Origin of the sequence: Actinokineospora guangxiensis, assembly GCF_042657845.1 — a bacterium.
Classification (GTDB): Bacteria; Actinomycetota; Actinomycetes; order Mycobacteriales; family Pseudonocardiaceae; genus Actinokineospora; species Actinokineospora guangxiensis.
The window spans coordinates 46478-65603 of the sequence record NZ_JBHSKF010000022.1 but is presented as its reverse complement, the minus strand read 5'-3'; the positions used below and the strand labels follow the sequence as shown (position 1 = coordinate 65603).

Annotated in this window: 4 protein-coding genes; all 4 read left to right on the top strand. The window is 74.8% G+C overall.

Annotation, left to right across the window (positions count from 1 at the left end; all coding sequences use genetic code 11):
* The first annotated feature begins 21 nt into the window (after positions 1 to 21).
* The 4 genes from ACFPM7_RS29345 (at position 22) to ACFPM7_RS29330 (ending at position 19125) form a co-directional block, all read left to right on the top strand.
* A complete protein-coding gene (locus tag ACFPM7_RS29345) occupies positions 22 to 864 on the top strand; it encodes a hypothetical protein (protein WP_378251082.1) in 843 nt (280 codons plus the stop codon).
* 36 nt (positions 865 to 900) lie between these two features.
* The gene (locus ACFPM7_RS29340; protein ID WP_378251081.1) at positions 901 to 1737 is read left to right on the top strand and encodes an SDR family oxidoreductase; all 837 of its coding nucleotides are present in this window, start codon (positions 901 to 903) and stop codon (positions 1735 to 1737) included.
* A gap of 367 nt (positions 1738 to 2104) precedes the next feature.
* Entirely contained in the window at positions 2105 to 8605 is a 6501-nt protein-coding gene (locus ACFPM7_RS29335; RefSeq protein ID WP_378251080.1) for an SDR family NAD(P)-dependent oxidoreductase, read from the top strand.
* A complete protein-coding gene (locus ACFPM7_RS29330; protein WP_417281768.1) occupies positions 8602 to 19125 on the top strand; it encodes an SDR family NAD(P)-dependent oxidoreductase in 10524 nt (3507 codons plus the stop codon). The genes ACFPM7_RS29335 and ACFPM7_RS29330 overlap by 4 nt, the downstream gene beginning before the upstream one ends.
* Position 19126 lies beyond the last annotated feature (1 nt).

The following is a 19126-nucleotide window of genomic DNA, read 5'->3' as shown; positions in this document are numbered from 1 at the left end:
ACATCGAACACATCGAACACGTTGAACACACTGTCCAGCCGCCGCACCACGACCGCCCAGCGCGGGCTGGGGCGGGTCGCACGCGAGGAGGGGTCGTCCATGGAGGACCGGCTCGCCACGGCCGTCGGCAGGCGAGACGACACCGGCGACCTGTTCGAGGTGCTCGCCCAGGCCCGCCAGCTCATCGACCACGCGATCTCCAGCCGGGGCAACCAGGCCGTGTCGTCGGTGTCGAGCAAGAGCGTGCGCCGCGAGGTGATCCGCGACCTCGTCGCCAACGCCCAGCAGGACATCCGGTGCGTGGTGTCCTCCGAGCAGTTCCTCGACGAACTGGTCGAGACCTTTGCCGACCTGGACTTCGCCTCGATCGGCAAGCACGTGCACGTCGCCGCCGTGTGCGACGTGTCGACAGCGGACTCGCCGGTGATCGCCAACCTCGTGCGCTCCTACGACCTGAGCGTGCGGGTCGGGCACCGGGACCTGCCCGACATGCTGCTCATCGACCGCGGCCAGGCCTTCACCCGGCTCTCGCCCGCCGACGCGGACTCGCTGTTCATCTGGAACTCCGAGATGGTCAAGCTGCTGCACGCCTTCTTCGGCGAGGCCTGGCGCTCGGCCTTCGACCACCGGACCTACCAGCGGATGTCGCGCATCCACCGGTGCGCGCAGACGCGGCAGATCATCGATCTGCTCGCCAGCGGGAACAAGGACGAGGTGGCCGCGCGCAGCATGGGGATGTCCGTGCGCACCTACCGCCGCTACATCGCCGAGCTGATGCGGGACCTGGACGCGCAGTCCCGGTTCCAGGTCGGGGCCTGGGTGGCGCAGATGGGGCTCATCAACAGTCTCAAGGATCGGATGTAGACGACGTGATCGTGGTTGTGGCTAGGAGGGCTCGGGATGGCCAGCGGTGACTGGGTGAAGTCCGGTGAACACGTCATCGTGACCGGTGGCTCCAGCGGGATCGGCCTGGCGCTGGCCGAGCAGCTGGCCGAGCGCGGGGCGGTCGTGTCGCTGCTGGCCCGCGGCCAGGAGCGCTTGGACGCCGCCGCCGAGCGGCTGCGCGCCCTGAAGGCCGAGGTGCACGTGCGCAGCGTCGACGTCACCAACGCCGACGACGTCCGCCGCGCGGTCAAGGACCTTGAGGCCGAGGCCGGGCCGTGCGTCGCGCTGATCACCTCGGCGGGACAGGCCAGGGCGGGCCACTTCCTGGAGATGCCCGACGACGTCTTCCACACGATGATGGACGTCGACTTCTTCGGCACGCTGTGGGCGGCGCGCGCGGTGGCGCCGGGCATGGTGGAGCGCGGTCGCGGCACCATCCTCACGGTGGTCTCCACCGCGGGGCTCGCGGGTGTCTTCGGTTACACCGCCTACGGTCCGGCGAAGTACGCCGTCCGCGGGTTCACCGAGTCGCTGCGCCAGGAGCTCGCGCCGCACGGCATCACCGTGAGCGCGGTGTTCCCGCCCGACGTGGACACCCCGCAGCTGGCCGAGGAGAACAAGCACAAGCCCGCCGAGACCGCGGCGATCACCGGCTCCATCAAGCCGCTGGACCCCAAGGACGTCGCCCGCGACATCCTGCGCGGCCTCGACCGCGGCAAGCCGCTGATCTTCCTGGACGCCACCAGTCGCGCGCTGTCGACCGTCGGCGGCGCGATCGGCCCGGTGCTGCGCTGGTTCATGGACGGGAAAGTCCGTTCGGCGCAACGAAAGCTCGCATCCGCCGAGAAGTAATCGTCCGAATTGAACAAGGCGTGTCGCCCGCGTGACGCGGGCGATACGCCTTTCTTCTTGTCCCGTAACAGGTTCCGGTCACACTGGTTGTTGCGACCACAAGGACGGGGTTCCACCCTGCGCGCCTGCTGACAGCTTGTTGCCACCCTTTCGGGCGACTATGTCAGGTAGGTGCACAGTGTTCTCGTATTCGCCCAGTAAGCACCCGAACATCGCAATACTGCAGTAGAGGGAATCAGAGTTGGACGCCTGTCGGTCGCGCCGTCGCGGTGCCGCAGGTCTGCTGGTAGTCCCACGAGGACAAACAAGTCGATCCGTGGCTGTTGAGGGGAGAGGCGTGGTATGCGTCTAGTCGAAGGGGAGCTCCGTGTCTTCTGACAAGAACCAGCTGGTTGACGCGCTCCGTCGGTCGGTCAAGGAGTCCGAGCGGCTGCGCAGGGAGAAGCAGGAGCTGTCCGATCGGCTCAACGAGCCCATCGCGATCGTCGGCATGAGCTGCCGGTTCCCGGGAGGGGTGTCCTCGCCGGAGGACTTATGGGAACTGGTGCGCGGGGGCCGCGACGCCGTCACGGAGTTCCCCGCCGACCGCGGGTGGAACCTCGACGGCCTCTACCACGAGGACCCGGACCACCCCGGCACCGCCTACACCCGCGAAGGCGGGTTCATCGACGACTTCGCCCACTTCGACGCGGAGTTCTTCGGCATCACCCCGCGCGAGGCGCTGGCCATGGACCCGCAGCAGCGGCTGCTGCTGGAGGGCACCTGGGAGGCCATGGAGGACGCGGGCATCGACCCGGCGTCCCTGCGCGGCAGCGACACCGGTGTGTTCACCGGTTTGATGTACGCCGACTACCAGCACGTCGCCGGGGCGAGCGACAAGCGGGACGAGATCGAGGGCTACCTCATGATCGCCTCCGCGCAGAGCGTCGCCTCCGGGCGCGTCAGCTACACCTTCGGCTTCGAGGGCCCCGCCGTCTCCGTCGACACCGCGTGCTCGGCCTCGCTCGTCGCCATCGCGCAGGCCTGCTCCGCGCTGCGCCTGCGCGAGTGCTCGCTGGCCGTCGCCGGCGGTGTGACCGTCCTCTCGCAGCCCAGCATCTTCGTGGAGTTCGCCCGCCAGCGCGCCATCTCCGCCGACGGCCGCTGCAAGGCCTACGGCGCCTCCGCCGACGGCGTCGGCTGGGGCGAGGGCGTCGGCCTGCTCATGCTGGAGCGGCTCTCCGACGCGCAGCGCAACGGCCGCCGCATCCTCGCCGTCGTGCGCGGCGCCGCGGTCAACCAGGACGGCGCCTCCAACGGCCTCACCGCGCCGAACGGCCCGTCGCAGGAGCGCGTGATCCGCTCGGCGCTCGCGGGCGCGGGCCTCAAGGCGGGCGACGTGGACGCCGTCGAGGGCCACGGCACCGGCACCCGCCTCGGCGACCCGATCGAGGCCGAGGCGCTGCTGGCCACCTATGGCCGCGAGCGCCCCGCCGGTCCGCTGTGGCTCGGTTCGGTCAAGTCCAACATCGGACACACGCAGGCGGCCGCAGGCGTGGCCGGTGTCATCAAGATGGTGCAGGCGCTGCGCAACGAGACCCTGCCCCCCACGCTGTACGCCGCCGAGCCGTCGCCGCACGTGGACTGGTCCACCGGGGACGTCCGGCTGCTGTCGGAGGCGCAGGCGTGGCCCGCCTCCGCCGAGCGCCCCCGCCGCGCGGGCATCTCCTCCTTCGGCGTCAGCGGCACCAACGCCCACGTCATCATCGAGGAGGCCCCCGCGCCCGCCGAGGCGCCCGCCCCCGTCGACGCGACGCCACGCCTGGTGCCCGTCGCGCTGTCGGCGGCCAGTGACGCCGCGCTGCGGGCGATGGCCGACCGCGTCCGCGCCGAGCTGATCGCCAACCCCGGCCGCTCGACGGTCGACCTCGCGCACACGCTGAGCACCTCGCGCGCGCTGCTGGAGCACCGCGCGGTCGTCGTCGCGCCGGACCGCGGCGCGCTGCTGTCGGGCCTCGCCGCGCTGACCGCCAACGAGGAGGCGGCCTCCGTCGTGGAGGGCCGTCCCGTCGGCGGCAAGGCCGTCTTCGTCTTCCCCGGCCAGGGCGCGCAGTGGGCGGGCATGGCCGTGGAGCTGGCCGACAGCTCCCCGGTGTTCGCCGAGCAGCTCGGCCGCTGCGCCGAGGCGCTGACCCCGTTCACCGACTGGGCGCTGCTGGACGTGCTGCGCGGCGCGGACTCCGCCCCGTCGCTGGAGCGCGTCGACGTCGTGCAGCCGGCGCTGTGGGCGGTCATGGTGTCGCTGGCGGCGCTGTGGCGCTCCTACGGCGTCGAGCCCTACGCCGTGGTCGGCCACTCGCAGGGCGAGATCGCCGCCGCGTGTGTCGCAGGTGGACTGTCTCTTGAGGATGGCGCGCGCGTCGTCGCGCTGCGCAGCAGGCTGGTCCGCGACCGGCTCGCGGGCAAGGGCGGCATGATGTCGATCACGCTGCCCGCCGAGCAGGTCACCGAGCGGCTGACCCGCTACGCCGGGGTCGCCATCGCCGCCGAGAACAGCCCGACGACCGTTGTCGTCGCGGGCGACCCGGACGCGCTGGAGGCGCTGCGCGCCGAGTGCGAGCGCGACGGCGTGTGGGCGCGCCGCGTCACCGTGGACTACGCCTCGCACACCGACCACGTCGAGGCGATCGAGGCCGAGCTGGCCGAGGCGCTGCGGCCGCTGGCCCCGCGCGCGGGCTCGATCCCGTTCTACTCCACCACGAAGGCGGGCTTCGTCGAGACGGGAACGCTCGACGCCGCCTACTGGTACCGCAACCTGCGCGAGCCCGTCGGCTTCGCCCAGGCCATCGGCGCGCTGATCGGCAAGGGCGCGAACGTCTTCCTGGAGATGTCGCCGCACCCGGTGCTGACCATGGCCGTCGAGCAGACCGGCGCCAAGCGCGCCATCGGCTCGCTGCGCCGCGACGACGGCGGCCTCGACCGCTTCGCCACAGCCCTCGCGGGCGCGCACGTCGCGGGCCTGCCCGTGGACTTCTCGTCCTTCCACGCGGGCGGGCGCACCGTCAAGCTGCCCGCCTACCCGTTCCAGCGCGAGCGCTTCTGGCCGAACAAGGCCACGAGCGCAGGCGACGTCACCGCCGCCGGTCAGCAGCGCGTCGGGCACCCGGTCCTCACCGCCGCGGTGCGCGTCGCCGACCGCGACGAGTGGCTGTTCACCGGCCGCGTGGGCATGCAGACCCAGACCTGGACCCGCGACCACGCGGTGTTCGGGGCGACGCTGGTGCCCGGCACGGCCATGGTCGAGTGGGCCGCCGCCGCGGGCGAGCACCTGGGCCTGCCGGTGCTGGACGAGCTGATCCTGGAGGCGCCGCTGGTGCTGTCCGAGGACGGCGCGCACGAGGTGCAGGTCTCCGTCGGCGCCCCGGCCGAGGACGGCCGCAGGAAGGTGGCGGTCTACAGCAGGCCGACCGCCGAGGCAGCAGGCTCCTCTGAGGGAACCGAGAACGCGGCGGTGTGCCACGGCACCGGCTGGCTCAGCGAGCAGGGCGCGGCCGTCGAGCCGTTCCCCGCCCAGTGGCCGCCGTCGGGCGCCCGGCCGATCCCGGTGCACGACCTGTACGACCGGCTGGCGTTCATCGGCTTCGAGTACGGCCCGGTCTTCCAGGGCCTGCGCTCGGCCTACCGCGTCGGCAAGGCCGTCTACGCCGAGCTGGCGCTGCCGGAGGACACCTCCACCGCCGGGTACGCGGTGCACCCGGCGCTCTTCGACGCGGCGCTGCACTCCTCGCTGGTCGACAAGGACGAGTCCGCCACCGTCGAGCTGCCGTTCTCCTGGTCGGAGGTGCGCTTCGCCGAGGGGGCGCGGGACCAGAAGACCGGCGCCACCACGGCCAGGGTGCGGCTCACCCCGCACGGCGACACCGGCCTGCGGCTGGACGTGGCCGACGCCGAGGGCGCACCGCTGGTCTCCGTCGGCGCGCTCGGCCTGCGGCCGCTCGCCCCGGGCGCGCTCGTCCCGGCCAAGAAGGCCGAGGACTCGCTCTACCAGGTGCGCTGGGCCGAGGTCCGCGCGGACGAGGCGGGCACCGGCACGGTCGTGCGCCTCGGCGGCGCCGACAGCACCCTCGGCTCCCTCGGCGCCCTCGGCGCCGATGGTGCCGAGTACGCCGACCTGCGCGCGCTGGAGCGCGCGCTGGCCGACGGCGCGGCTGTCCCGGATGTGGTCGTCGCCTCGGTCGCCACGCCGCTGGGCGAGCCCGCCGCCGCGTCCCGCGAGGCCGCCGCGAACGCGCTGGGCCTCGTCCAGGCGTGGCTGGCCGCCGACCGCCTCGCCGACGCGCGGCTCGTCGTGCGCACCGTCTCGGGCGCCGCGATCGGCGCGGAGACCCCGGACATCGCGCAGGCCGCGGTGTGGGGCCTGCTGCGCAGCACCCAGTCCGAGCACCCCGGCCGCTTCCTGCTGGTGGATGTCCGCGAGGGCGACATCCAGGGCGGGATCGACTGGGCGGCGCTGGGCGAGCTGGACGAGCCCGCGCTGGCCGTGCGCGAGGGCAGGCTGCTGGCGCCGCGCCTGGAGCGCGCGCCGCAGGAGCAGCCCGCCGACGACACGTGGCGGCTGGCGGTGACCCGCGCCGGGTCGCTTGAGGACCTGGCGATCATGCCGGGCAACGGCGGCCGCGCACTCGGGGCCGGCGAGGTCCGCATCGCCGTGCGCGCCGCGGGCCTGAACTTCCGCGACGTGCTGATCGCCCTGGACATGTACCCGGGTGACGCGCCGCTGGGCAGCGAGGCCGCGGGCATCGTGCTGGAGACCGGCGCGGAGGTCACCGACCTCAAGCCCGGCGACCGGGTGATGGGCCTGGTGACCGACGCGTTCGGCCCGGTGGCCATCGCCGACCGGCGCACGGTCGTGCCGGTGCCGAGCAACCTGACCTTCGCCGAGGCCGCCGCGGTGCCGGTGGTCTACCTGACCGCCTACTACGGCCTGGTGGACCTCGCGGACCTGCGGGCCGGGCAGCGTCTGCTGGTGCACGCCGCCGCGGGCGGTGTCGGCATGGCCGCCATCCAGCTGGGCCGCTACTTCGAGGCGGAGATCTTCGCGACGGCGAGCCCGCACAAGTGGGAGGCCGTGCGCGCCCTGGGCGTGCCCGCCGGGCGCATCGCCTCCTCGCGCGACCTCGGCTTCCGGGACCACTTCCTGGACGTCACCGGCGGCGAGGGCGTCAACGTCATCCTCGACTCGCTCGCGGGCGAGTTCGTGGACGCCTCGCTGGACCTGCTGCCCGAGGGCGGCCGGTTCATCGAGATGGGCAAGACCGACATCCGCGACCCGGAGGTCGTCGCCCACGAGCGCGCGGGCGTGCGCTACCGCTCCTACGACCTCATCGAGGCCGGGCCGGAGCGCATCCAGGAGATGCTGCTCGACATCGCCCGGCTCTTCGAGTGGGGCGTGCTCACCCCGTCGCCGATCCGCGCCTGGGACGTGCGCGACGGCGTGGAGGCGTTCCGCTTCCTGCGCGAGGGCCGCAACATCGGCAAGGTCGTGCTGACCGTGCCGCCCCCGCGCGAGGCCGACGGGACCGTGCTCATCACCGGCGGCACCGGCGGCCTCGGCGCGCTGTTCGCCGAGCACCTGGTCACCGAGCACGGCGCGCGCAACCTGCTGCTGGTCAGCAGGCGCGGCCGGGCGGTCGACGGCGTCGACGCGCTGGCCGCGCGCCTGGAGTCGCTCGGCGCGGCCGTGCGCATCGAGGCCTGCGACGTCGCCGACCGCGACCAGCTGGGCAAGCTGATCACCTCGCTGGACCGCCCGCTCACCGCGGTCGTGCACGCCGCGGGTCTGCTCGACGACGGTGTCGTCGAGTCCATGACGCCCCAGCGCGTCGACAAGGTGATGCGCCCGAAGATCGACGCCGCGTGGAACCTGCACGAGCTGACGGCGGGCCTGGACCTCTCCGCCTTCGTGCTGTTCTCCTCGGCCGCGGGCCAGCTGGGCAACCCGGGCCAGGCCAACTACGCCGCCGCCAACGCCGCGCTCGACGCGCTGGCGCAGCTGCGCCGCTCGGCGGGCCTGCCCGCCACGTCGCTGGCGTGGGGCCTGTGGGCGGACTCGACCGGCATGACCGGCGAGCTGGACGAGGCCGACCTGGCCAGGATGCGGCGCACCGGCATCGGCGCGCTGTCCTCGGCGACCGGCCTCGGCCTGTTCGACCGCGCCGTCACCGCCGCCGCGTCGGTCCTGGTGCCGATCGAGCTGGACGCGACCGCGCTGCGGGCGCAGGCGGGCGTCGGTTCGCTGCCCGCGCTGCTGCGCGGCCTGGTCCGCGCCCCGGCCCGCCGGGCGGGCGCGGCGGGCGGCTCGCTGCGCGAGCGCATCGCCGCCGCGGGCGCCGACCGCGACGAGATCGTGCTGGAGCTGGTGCTGGCCCAGGTCGCCGCCGTGCGCGGCGAGGCGTCCGGGGCCGACATCGACGCCGGGCGCGCGTTCAAGGAGCTGGGCTTCGACTCGCTGGCCGCCGTGGAGCTGCGCAACCGCCTCAACCGGGCCACCGGCCTGCGCCTGCCCGCCACGCTGGTCTTCGACCGGCCGACGCCTGCCGACGTGGCCGCGCTGATCCGCTCCGAGGTGGGCGGCGAGGCCGCCGAGGCGCCCGCGCCGTTCGACGCCGAGCTGCGCGCCCTCGAGGAGGTGCTGGTCGCCGTCGCCGACGACAAGGACCAGCTGGCCGAGCTGGCCCCGCGCCTGCAGTACCTGACCAACCGGATGCGCGAGGTGCTGGCCTTCGCGGGCGCCGACAAGTCCGATGTGGATGACACGGACGACGGCCTCGACGTGGTGTCCGACGAAGAGATGTTCGACCTCATCGACAAGGAGCTCGGGTCCGTATGACCGACACAGCGGACGAGCAGAAGCTCCGGACGTACCTGCGCAAGGTCACGACCGAGCTGAAGACCGCGAACCGGCGGCTGCGCGAGCTGGAGCAGCGCGACGCCGAGCCGCTGGCGATCGTGGGCATGGCCTGCCGCTACCCGGGCGGGGTCGACAGCCCCGACGAGCTGTGGCGGCTGGTGTCCTCCGGGCAGGACGCGATCACCGCGCTGCCCACCGACCGCGGCTGGGACCTGGAGCGCCTCTTCGGCGGCGACCCGGAGCAGCCGGGCTCGGTGACGACCGCCTCGGGCGGCTTCGTCGACGGCGTCGGCGACTTCGACGCCGACTTCTTCGGCATCGGCCCGCGCGAGGCGCTGGCCATGGACCCGGCGCAGCGCATCGCGCTGGAGACGGCGTGGGCGGCCTTCGAGGACGCGGGCATCGACCCGACGGCCCTGCGCGGCACCGACACCGGCGTCTTCTGCGGCGCGGTGACCTCCGACTACGGCGGCACCATGCCCAAGGAGCTGGAGGGCTTCCGGCTCACCGGCACGCAGAGCAGCGTCGTGTCCGGCCGCATCGCCTACAGCCTGGGGCTGGAGGGCCCGGCGGTCACCGTGGACACGGCGTGCTCGTCGTCGCTGGCCGCGCTGCACATGGCGGGCCAGGCGCTGCGGACGGGGGAGTGCTCGCTCGCCCTCGTCGGCGGCGTCACCGTCCTGGCCGGACCGTTCCTGTTCCTGGAGTTCTCCCGGCAGCGGGGCCTGGCCCCCGACGGCCGCTGCAAGGCCTACGCGGCGGCCGCCGACGGCACCGGCTTCGCCGACGGCGTCGGCCTGCTGGTGGTCGAGAAGCTCTCCGACGCCCGCAAGAACGGCCACCGCGTGCTCGGCCTGGTGCGCGGCAGCGCGCTCAACCAGGACGGCGCGAGCAACGGGCTCACCGCGCCCAGCGGGCCGTCGCAGGAGCGGGTCATCCGCGCCGCGCTGGCCAGCGCGGGCCTGAGCCCGGCCGAGGTCGACGCGGTCGAGGGCCACGGCACCGGCACCCAGCTCGGCGACCCGATCGAGGCGCGCAGCCTGCTCGCCACCTATGGCAAGGACCGCGTCGGCGAGCCGCTGTGGCTCGGGTCGATCAAGTCCAACATCGGGCACACCTCCGCGGCCGCCGGTGTCGCGGGCATCATCAAGATGGTCATGGCCATGCGCCACGACCTGCTGCCGCCGACCCTGCACGTGGACGCGCCGTCGCCGCACGTGGACTGGGAGTCCGGCCAGGTCCGGCTGCTCACCGACGCCCAGGACTGGCCGCGCGGCCCGCACCCGCGGCGCGCGGCGGTGTCCGGCTTCGGTATCAGCGGCACCAACGCCCACGTCATCCTCGAAGAGGCCCCGCCGGTCGAGGTCGAGGCCGAGGCCATCGAGCGCCCCGCTCCCGTGGCCGCTGTCGTGCTCTCGGCGCGTGGTGACGAGGCCCTGCGCGCCCAGGCGCTGCGGCTGCGCGAGCGCGTCGCCGCCGACGCCGGGCTGACCGCGGCCGACGTCGCCCACTCGACGGTGACGACCCGCGCGCTGCTGGACCGGCGCGCGGTCGTGGTCGCCGCCGACCGCGACGAGCTGCTCGCCGGGCTCGCCGCCGTCGAGTCCGGCACGCCCGCCGTCGCGGGCCGGACCGCGTTCCTGTTCTCCGGCCAGGGGTCCCAGCGCGCCCGCATGGGCGCCGGGCTGGCCGCGGCGTTCCCGGTGTTCGACCGCGCGCTGGCCGAGGTCTGCGCGGAGCTGGACCCCAGGGTGGGCCGCTCGGTGCGCGAGCTGGTCGAGGCCGAGGAGGGCACGCCCGCCGCCGAGCTGCTCGACGCGACGGAGTACACGCAGGCCGCGCTGTTCGCCGTCGAGGTCGCGCTCTACCGCCTGGTGGAGTCCCTCGGGATCACGCCGGACTACCTGATCGGGCACTCGGTCGGCGAGATCGTGGCGGCGCACGTCGCCGGGTCGCTGTCGCTGGCGGACGCCTGCGAGCTGGTCGCCATCCGCGGTCGCCTGATGGGCGCGCTGCCCTCCGGTGGCGCGATGGCCGCGATCCAGGCGACCGAGGCCGAGATCGCCCCCGAGCTGGCCGCCTTCGAGGGCAGGCTCGCCGTCGCCGCGGTCAACGCCCCCGGCGCGGTCGTCGTCTCCGGCGACGCCGACGCCCTGGACGAGCTGCTGGCCGGTCTGACCGACCGCAAGACCACCAGGCTGCGGGTCTCGCACGCCTTCCACTCCCCGCGCATGGAGCCGATGCTCGCCGACTTCCGCGCGGTGCTCAACCGCCTGCGGTTCGCCGCGCCGAGCATCCCGGTCGTGTCCAACCTGACCGGTGAGCTGGTCACCGCCTACGACGCCGAGTACTGGGTGCGCCACGTTCGCGAGGCCGTGCGCTTCGCCGACGGCGTCGCCACCCTGCACGACCTCGGCGTCCGGGTGTTCCTGGAGCTGGGCCCGGACGCGGCGCTGACGCCGATGGCCCGCCAGTGCCTGGAAGACGGCGCGCGCGCCGTCTTCGCCCCGGCCCTGCGCCGCAAGCGCGCCGAGGCCGAGTCCTTCGCCGCGTTCCTCGGCCAGGTGCACATCGCGGGCGGCGCGAACGGTGCGGTCGACTGGTCCGCCTACTACGCGGGTACCGGTGTGCGGCAGGTTCCGCTGCCCGTCTACGCCTTCCAGCGCAACCGCTACTGGCTCGCCCCCGACAGCGGCGCGTCCGCGGCGGGCGTGCGCGGGCTCGGCAGGCTGGAGCACGCCGTGCTCTCCGGCGGCGTGCGCCTCGGCGACCGCGACGAGTGGCTGTTCACCGGCCGGATCTCCACTGAGGACCAGCCGTGGACCGCCGAGCACGTGCTGTTCGACACCGTCGTGGTGCCGGGCACCGGCATCGTGGAGCTGGCGCTGACCGCCGGTTCGCGGGTCGGCGCACCCGTGGTGGACGAGCTGGTCCTTGAGGCCCCGCTGGTGCTGACCGCGGGCGTCGCCCGCCAGCTCCAGATCACCGTCGACGTCGCCGACGACGCGGGCAACCGCGACGTGGTCGTCTACTCCTACGCCGAGTCCGCCGCCGACGAGCCGACCTGCCACGCCCGCGGCGTGCTCGGCGACGCCCCCGCCCCCGCCCCCGCGCAGTCGTGGTCCGAGCAGTGGCCCCCGGCAGGCGCGCAGCCGCTGCCGGTGGACGAGCTGTACGGGCAGCTCTCCGACCTCGGCTACACCTACGGTTCCGCTTTCCACGGCGTGCGGGCCGCGTGGCGCGACAGCGACAGCACCTACGCCGAGGTCGTGCTGCCGGAGACCACCGACAGCGCAGGCTTCGGCGTGCACCCGGCGCTCTTCGACGCCGCCCTGCAGAGCGGCGTCGTGCTGCTCACCGAGGGCGGCGGGCACCGGATGCCGTTCAGCTGGCACGGGGTGCGCCTCGGCGGGTCGAGCAGCACCCGGCTGCGGGTGCGCTCCTCGCGCACCGGCGCCGACGCCCTGCGCCTGGAGGCCGTTGACGAGACCGGCGCCCCGGTCGTCTCGATCGGCACCATGGCGGTGCGCCCGGTCGAGCAGGCCAAGCTGGAGGGCGGCAAGCGTCCGCTCTACACCGTCGAGTGGGTCCCGGTCGAGGCGACCGGCCCCGCTGCCTGCGTCGTCGCCCTGTCCGATCTGGACAGTGCGACCGACGTTCCCGACCTGGTGTTCGCCGACCTCGCCGACCTCACGGGCGGCACGGCGTTGGAGACCGCGGCCCGCGCGCTCGCCGTGGTGCGCTCCTGGCTCGCCGACGAGCGCGCCGGGGACGCCCGCCTCGTCGTGGTGACCCACGGCGCCGTCGCCGTCGGCGCGGAGTCCACTGACGTCGCCCAGGCCGCTGCTTGGGGTCTGCTGCGCGGTGCTCGCGCCGAGCACCCCGGCAGGTTCCTGCTGGTCGACACGGGCACGCAAGCCGCCGAGGTCGACTGGGCCGCCGTGCACGCCGCCGACGAGCCCGAGCTGGCCGTCCGCGACGGCAAGCTGCTCGCCCCCCGCCTCACCCGCGCCGCCCAGGGCGGCGCGCCCCACAGCTGGGACGCCGACGATGTCGTCCTGATCACCGGGGGCACCGGCGGGCTGGGCGCGGTCTTCGCCCGGCACCTGGCCGCGAAGGTGCGGCGACTGGTGCTGGTCAGCCGTCGCGGCGAATCGGCTCCCGGCGCGGACGCGCTGGCCGCCGAGCTGCGCGCGCTGGGCGCCGACGTGCGGATCGCCGCCTGCGACGTGGCCGACCGCTCCCAGGTCGCCGCGCTGCTGGCCGAGGAGCCGGTGACGGCCGTGGTGCACGCCGCCGGCGTGCTGGACGACGGCGTCGTCGCCGGTCTGACCGACGAGCAGCTGCGCCGCGTGCTGGGTCCGAAGGTGGACGCCGCGTGGCACCTGCACGAGCTGGCCGGGGACCTCTCGGCGTTCGTGCTGTTCTCCTCCGTCGCGGCGCTGATCGGCAGCCCCGGCCAGGCGAACTACGCCGCCGCCAACACCGCGCTGGACGCGCTGGCCGCCGTGCGCCGCGCCGCCGGGCAGCCCGCCACCTCGGTGTCGTGGGGCCTGGTCACCGGCTCCACCGGCATGGGCGACCAGCTGGGCGAGGCCGACCTGGCCCGGCTCGCGCGGATGGGCATCGGCCCGCTGCCCGCCGAGCAGGCGCCGGACCTGGTCGAGCACGCGCTCGCCCTGGACACCCCGCTGGTGGCCGCGGTCGCGCTGGACACCACCGCGCTGCGGGCACAGGCGCGCTCCGGCGCGCTGCCCGCGCTGTTCCGCAAGCTCGCCCCCACCGCCGCCCCCGCGGCGGGCGGCAGCCTCGCGCAGCGGCTGGCCCCGCTGTCGGACGCCGACCGCGAGCGCACCGTCCTCGACATCGTGCTGGCCAAGGTCGCCGCGGTGCTCGGGCACTCCTCGGCCTCGGCGATCGACCCCGAGCGGGCCTTCAAGGACCTCGGCTTCGACTCGCTGAGCGCCGTCGAGCTGCGCAACACCCTGAACCAGGCCGTCGGCGTGCGCCTGCCCGCCACCCTGGTCTTCGACCACCCGAACCCGGTCGCCGTGGCCCGCGCCATCACCGGGCTGGTGCTCGCGACCGCGCAGACCGCGCCGACGGGGCCGACGGCGCCGTCGCGACCGCGCGTCTCCGACGCGAGCGACCCGCTGGTGATCGTCGGCATGGCCTGCCGCTACCCGGGCGGGGTGACCTCGCCGGACGAGCTGTGGGACCTGGTGTCCTCCGGCCGCGACGCGATCACCGGACTGCCGACCGACCGCGGCTGGGACATCGAGCGGCTCTACGACCCGGACCCCGACCAGATCGGCGCCGTCTACACCACCGGCGGCGGGTTCCTGGAGCGGGCGGGCGACTTCGACGCCGACTTCTTCGGGATCAGCCCGCGCGAGGCGCTGGCGATGGACCCGCAGCAGCGGCTCATGCTGGAGGTCTCCTGGGAGGCCCTGGAGAGCGCCGGGATCGACCCGCTGTCGCTGCGCGGCAGCGACACCGGCGTGTACTGCGGCACGGTGACCACCGACTACGGCGGCATGACGTCCTCGGACCTGGAGGGCTACCGCCTGACCGGCACGACGTCGAGCGTGCTGTCCGGCCGGATCTCCTACTCGCTGGGCCTTGAGGGCCCCGCGCTGTCGGTGGACACGGCGTGCTCGTCCTCCGGCGTGGCGCTGCACCTGGCCGCGCAGGCGGTGCGGTCGGGGGAGTGCTCCCTGGCCATCGCGGGCGGCGTCACGGTCATGGCGGGCCCGTACCTGCTGACCGAGTTCAGCCGCCAGCGCGCGCTGTCCCCGGACGGCCGCTGCCGGGCGTACTCCTCCGACGCCGACGGCACCGGCTTCGCCGAGGGCGTCGGCGTGGTGCTGATCGAGCGCCTGTCCGACGCGCGTCGCCGCGGTCACCACGTCTTGGCGGTGCTGCGGGGCTCCGCGGTCAACCAGGACGGCGCGTCCAACGGCCTGACCGCGCCGAACGGCCCGTCGCAGGAGCGCGTGATCCGCACGGCCCTGGCCAGTGCCGGGCTCACGACGTCGGATGTGGACGTTGTCGAGGGGCACGGCACCGGCACCAAGCTCGGTGACCCGATCGAGGCGCAGGCGCTGCTGGCCACCTACGGCCAGGAGCGCTCGGGCGACCCGCTGTACCTCGGCTCGATCAAGTCCAACATCGGCCACACCTCGGCCGCCGCCGGTGTCGCCGGTGTCATCAAGATGGTGCAGGCGCTGCGCCACGGCGTGCTGCCGCCGACGCTGCACGTGGACGCGCCGTCGCCGCACGTCGACTGGGAGTCCGGCGCCGTCGAGCTGCTGACCGAGACCCGCGAGTGGGACTCGGCCGGTCGGCCCCGCCGCGGCGCGGTGTCCTCCTTCGGCGTCAGCGGCACCAACGTGCACCTGATCATCGAAGAGGCCCCGGCCTCGGACGAACTCGCCGAGGCCGCCGCGCCGCTGCCCGCCGTGCCGGTGGTGCTGACCGCCCGCGGCGAGCAGGCGCTGCGGGCGCAGGCCCGCAAGCTCCGCGAGCACCTCATCGCCCGTCCCGAGCTGTCCCCGGTCGACGTCGGCTTCACCTCCGTGGTGAACCGGGCGCAGCTGGAGGACCGCGCCGCCGTGGTCGCCGCCGACCGCGACGGCCTGCTCGCCGGGCTCGGCGCGCTCGCCGACGCCGAAGCGGCCGACAGCGTCGTGCTGGGCAAGCCGCACCGCGGTGGCGCGGTGTTCGTCTTCCCCGGCCAGGGCGCGCAGTGGGCGGGCATGGCCGTGGAGCTGCTGGACTCCTCGCCGGTCTTCGCCGCCCGCCTCGCCGAGTGCGAGGCCGCGCTGAGCGAGTTCGTGGACTGGTCGCTGACCGACGTGCTGCGGCAGGTCGACGGCGCGCCGACCTTCGAGCGCGTCGACGTGGTGCAGCCCGCCCTGTGGGCGGTCATGGTGTCGCTCGCGGCGCTGTGGCGCTCGCACGGCGTGCGGCCCGCCGCGGTCGTCGGGCACTCGCAGGGCGAGATCGCCGCGGCCTGCGTGGCCGGGGCGCTGTCCCTGGTCGACGGGGCCCGCGTGGTCGCGCTGCGCAGCAAGCTGGTGCTGGAGCACCTGGCCGGGCACGGCGGCATGGTGTCGGTGGCGCTGTCGGCGGCCAAGGCCGAGGACCTCGTCGCGCCGTACGAGGGCCGGGTGTCCGTCGCCGCGGCCAACGGCCCGACGTCCTCGGTCATCGCCGGTGACCCTGGCGCGCTGGAGGAGATCATGGCGCGCTGCGCCCGCGAGGGCGTCTGGACGCGCAAGGTGAACGTGGACTACGCCTCGCACTCGGCGCAGGTCGCGGCCATCGAGACCGAGCTGCTCTCGGTGCTCGCCCCGGTGCGGCCCACCGAAGGCGACATCCCGTTCTACTCCACTGTGGAGGGCCGCTACCTCGACGCCGCCGACGCGGTCGACGCCGGGTACTGGTACCGCAACCTGCGCGGCCGGGTCGGCTTCGAGCCCGCCATCGCCGCGCTGGCCGAGTCCGGCATGGGCTGCTTCATCGAGATGTCCCCGCACCCGGTGCTCGCCTCCCCCGTCGAGGAGACGGTGGCGGGCCGCGCGGCCGCGGTCGGCTCGCTGCGCCGCGACGACGGCGGGCTGGCGCGGTTCACCGCGTCGCTGGCCGAGGCGCACCTGGCGGGCGTGCCCGTCGACTGGACGGGCTTCTACGCCGGGAGCGGCGCGCGCCGCGTCGCGCTGCCGGTGTACGCCTTCCAGCACAGCCACTACTGGCTCACGCCCACCGCCCGCGACGGCGACGTCCGCGCGGCCGGTCAGCAGGCCGTCGACCACCCGGTGCTCTCCGCCGCGGTCGAGGTCGGCGACCAGGACCAGTGGGTCTTCACCGGCCGCATGTCCCAGGACAGCGCGCCGTGGACCCGCGACCACGTCGTGTTCGGGCTCGTGCTCGTGCCCGGCGCGGCCCTGGTCGAGCTGGCGCTCACCGCGGGCCGCCACGTGGGCGCGGCGACGCTCGGCGAGCTGGTCCTGGAGACGCCGCTGATCCTGGACGACGCCACCGTGCGCGTGCAGGTCACCGTCGGCGCGGCCGACGACGACGGCCGCCGCGAGGTCGCCGTCTACACCGGACCCGAGATCGAGGACGAGGCCACCGCCCTGGTCTGCCACGGCCGCGGCTGGCTCACCGCCGACACCGCGCCGCTGGAGCCGTTCCCGGCGCAGTGGCCGCCCGCCGGTGCCGAGCCGATGACCGTCGACGCGCTCTACGAGCGGGTCCACGAGCACGGCAGGCTGACCGACATCGGCTTCGACTACGGCCCGGCCTTCCGGGCGGTGCAGAAGGCCTGGCGCCTCGGCGAGGAGGTCTTCACCGAGCTGGAGCTGCCCGAGGTCGCCGGCGCGGCCGACGGCTTCGCCCTGCACCCGGCGCTGTTCGACTCCGCCCTGCACGGCGGGCTCGGCATGCTCGACAAGGGCGGCGACAACGCGGGCGGGCTGCCGTTCTCCTGGGCGGGCGTGCGCCTGGACCAGGTCGGGCGCACCCGCATCCGGGTGCGCATCAGCCTGGCCGACGACGCCGCGCTGCGCCTGGACATCGCCGGTGAGGACGGGACCACCATCGGCAGCGTCGGCAGGCTCGACGTGCGCCCGGTGGAGCGCAAGCAGCTCGGCTCGCCGCGCCGCGGCAGGCCGCGCTCGCTGTACCGCATCGACTGGACCCCGGTCTCGGTGACCCGCTCCACGCCGCCCCCGGTCGCCGTCCTCGGCGACGTGGCGGTGCCCGGCGAGCGCTACGCCGACCTGGCCGAGCTGCAGCGCGAGGTCGCCAACGGCGCGACGTCGCCCGGCCTCGTCGTCGCCGCGATCGACGCTCCCGACGCCGACCTCGCGGCCGCCGCCGGGACCGCGGCGCGCCGGGCGCTGGCGCTGGTGCGCCAGTGGCTGGCGGGCACCTGGTCCGAGGACGCGCGACTGGTCGTGATGACCCGCAACGCCGCGGGCGTCGCGGGGGAGGGCGCCGACGTCGCCCAGGCCGCGGTCTGGGGCCTGCTCCGCAGCGCCCAGTCCGAGCACCCCGGCCGCTTCGTGCTGCTGGACACCGACGACACCAAGCCGGACTGGGACGCCCTCGCGGGCGCCAAGGAGCCGCAGCTGGCCGTGCGCGACGGGCGGGTGCTCGCCCCGCGCCTGGCCCAGGCGGTCACCGACGGCGTGGCCGCGGTGTTCGACCAGGAGAAGACGGTGCTGGTCACCGGCGGCACCGGCGGGCTCGGCGCGCTCATCGCGCGCCACCTCGTCGCCCGCCACGGTGTGCGGCACCTGGCGCTGGTCAGCCGCAGCGGACCGGCGGCGCCGGGCGTCGAGGCGCTGGTCGCCGAGCTGGAGGCGGCGGGAGCCGCTGTCCGGGTGGCCGCCTGCGACGTCGGCGACCGGGCCCAGCTGGCCGACCTGCTGGCCTCGCTGGAGCGCCCGCTGACCGCGGTCGTGCACGCCGCCGGTGTGCTCGCCGACGGTCTGGTCGAGGCCATGACCGACGACCAGCTCGCCAAGGTCATGCGGCCCAAGGTCGACGCCGCCTGGCACCTGCACGAGCTGACCGCGGGCACCGAGCTGGCGGCGTTCGTGCTGTTCTCCTCGGTCGCCTCGCTGATCGGCAGCCCCGGACAGGCGAACTACGCCGCGGCCAACGCCGCGCTGGACGCCCTGGCCCAGCACCGCAAGGCCGCGGGCCTGCCCGCGACCTCGCTGGCCTGGGGCCTGTGGGAGGACACCGCGGGCATGGCGGGCACGCTGGACGAGACGAGCCTGGCGCGGCTGCGCGGGCTCGGCGCGATCCCGCTGTCGGCCGAGACCGGCCTGGAGCTGTTCGACCACGGCCTCGCGGCCACCGACGCGGTCCTCGCCCCGGTCCAGCTGGACACCGGCGCGCTGACCGTCCAGGCCCGCGGCGGCGCGCTCGCGCCGCTGCTGCGCGGACTGGTGCGGATGCCCGAGCAGCAGGCCGAACCCACCGGCGGGTCGCTGGAGCAGCGCCTCGCCGGGGCGTCCGACGCCGAGCGCGAGAAGATCGTGCTCGACGTCGTGCGCGGCCACGTCGCGGCCGTCCTCGGCCACGAGAGCGCCGCGGCCATCGAGGCCGAGCGCGCCTTCCAGGACATGGGCTTCGACTCCCTCGGCGCGGTCAACCTGCGCAACCGCCTGACCCAGGCGACCGGGGTCCGGCTGCCCGCCACGCTCGTGTTCGACCACCCGACGCCCGCCGCCGTGGCGCGCGTCCTGCTCGGCCACTTCGGCGGCGCCCCCGAGGCCCCGTCGATCGATGAGGAGCTGTCCCGCCTTGAGGACATGCTCGCCGAGGTCGCCGAGGACGAGCGGCGCAGGGTGGCCGACCGGCTGCGGGCGCTGGTGGGCGCCCTCTCGCACAACGGAAACCACGCCAGTGAGCAGATCGAGGCCGCGACCAGCGCGGACGAGGTCTTCGCCCTGCTCGACGCCGAGTTCGGTGACGCATGAC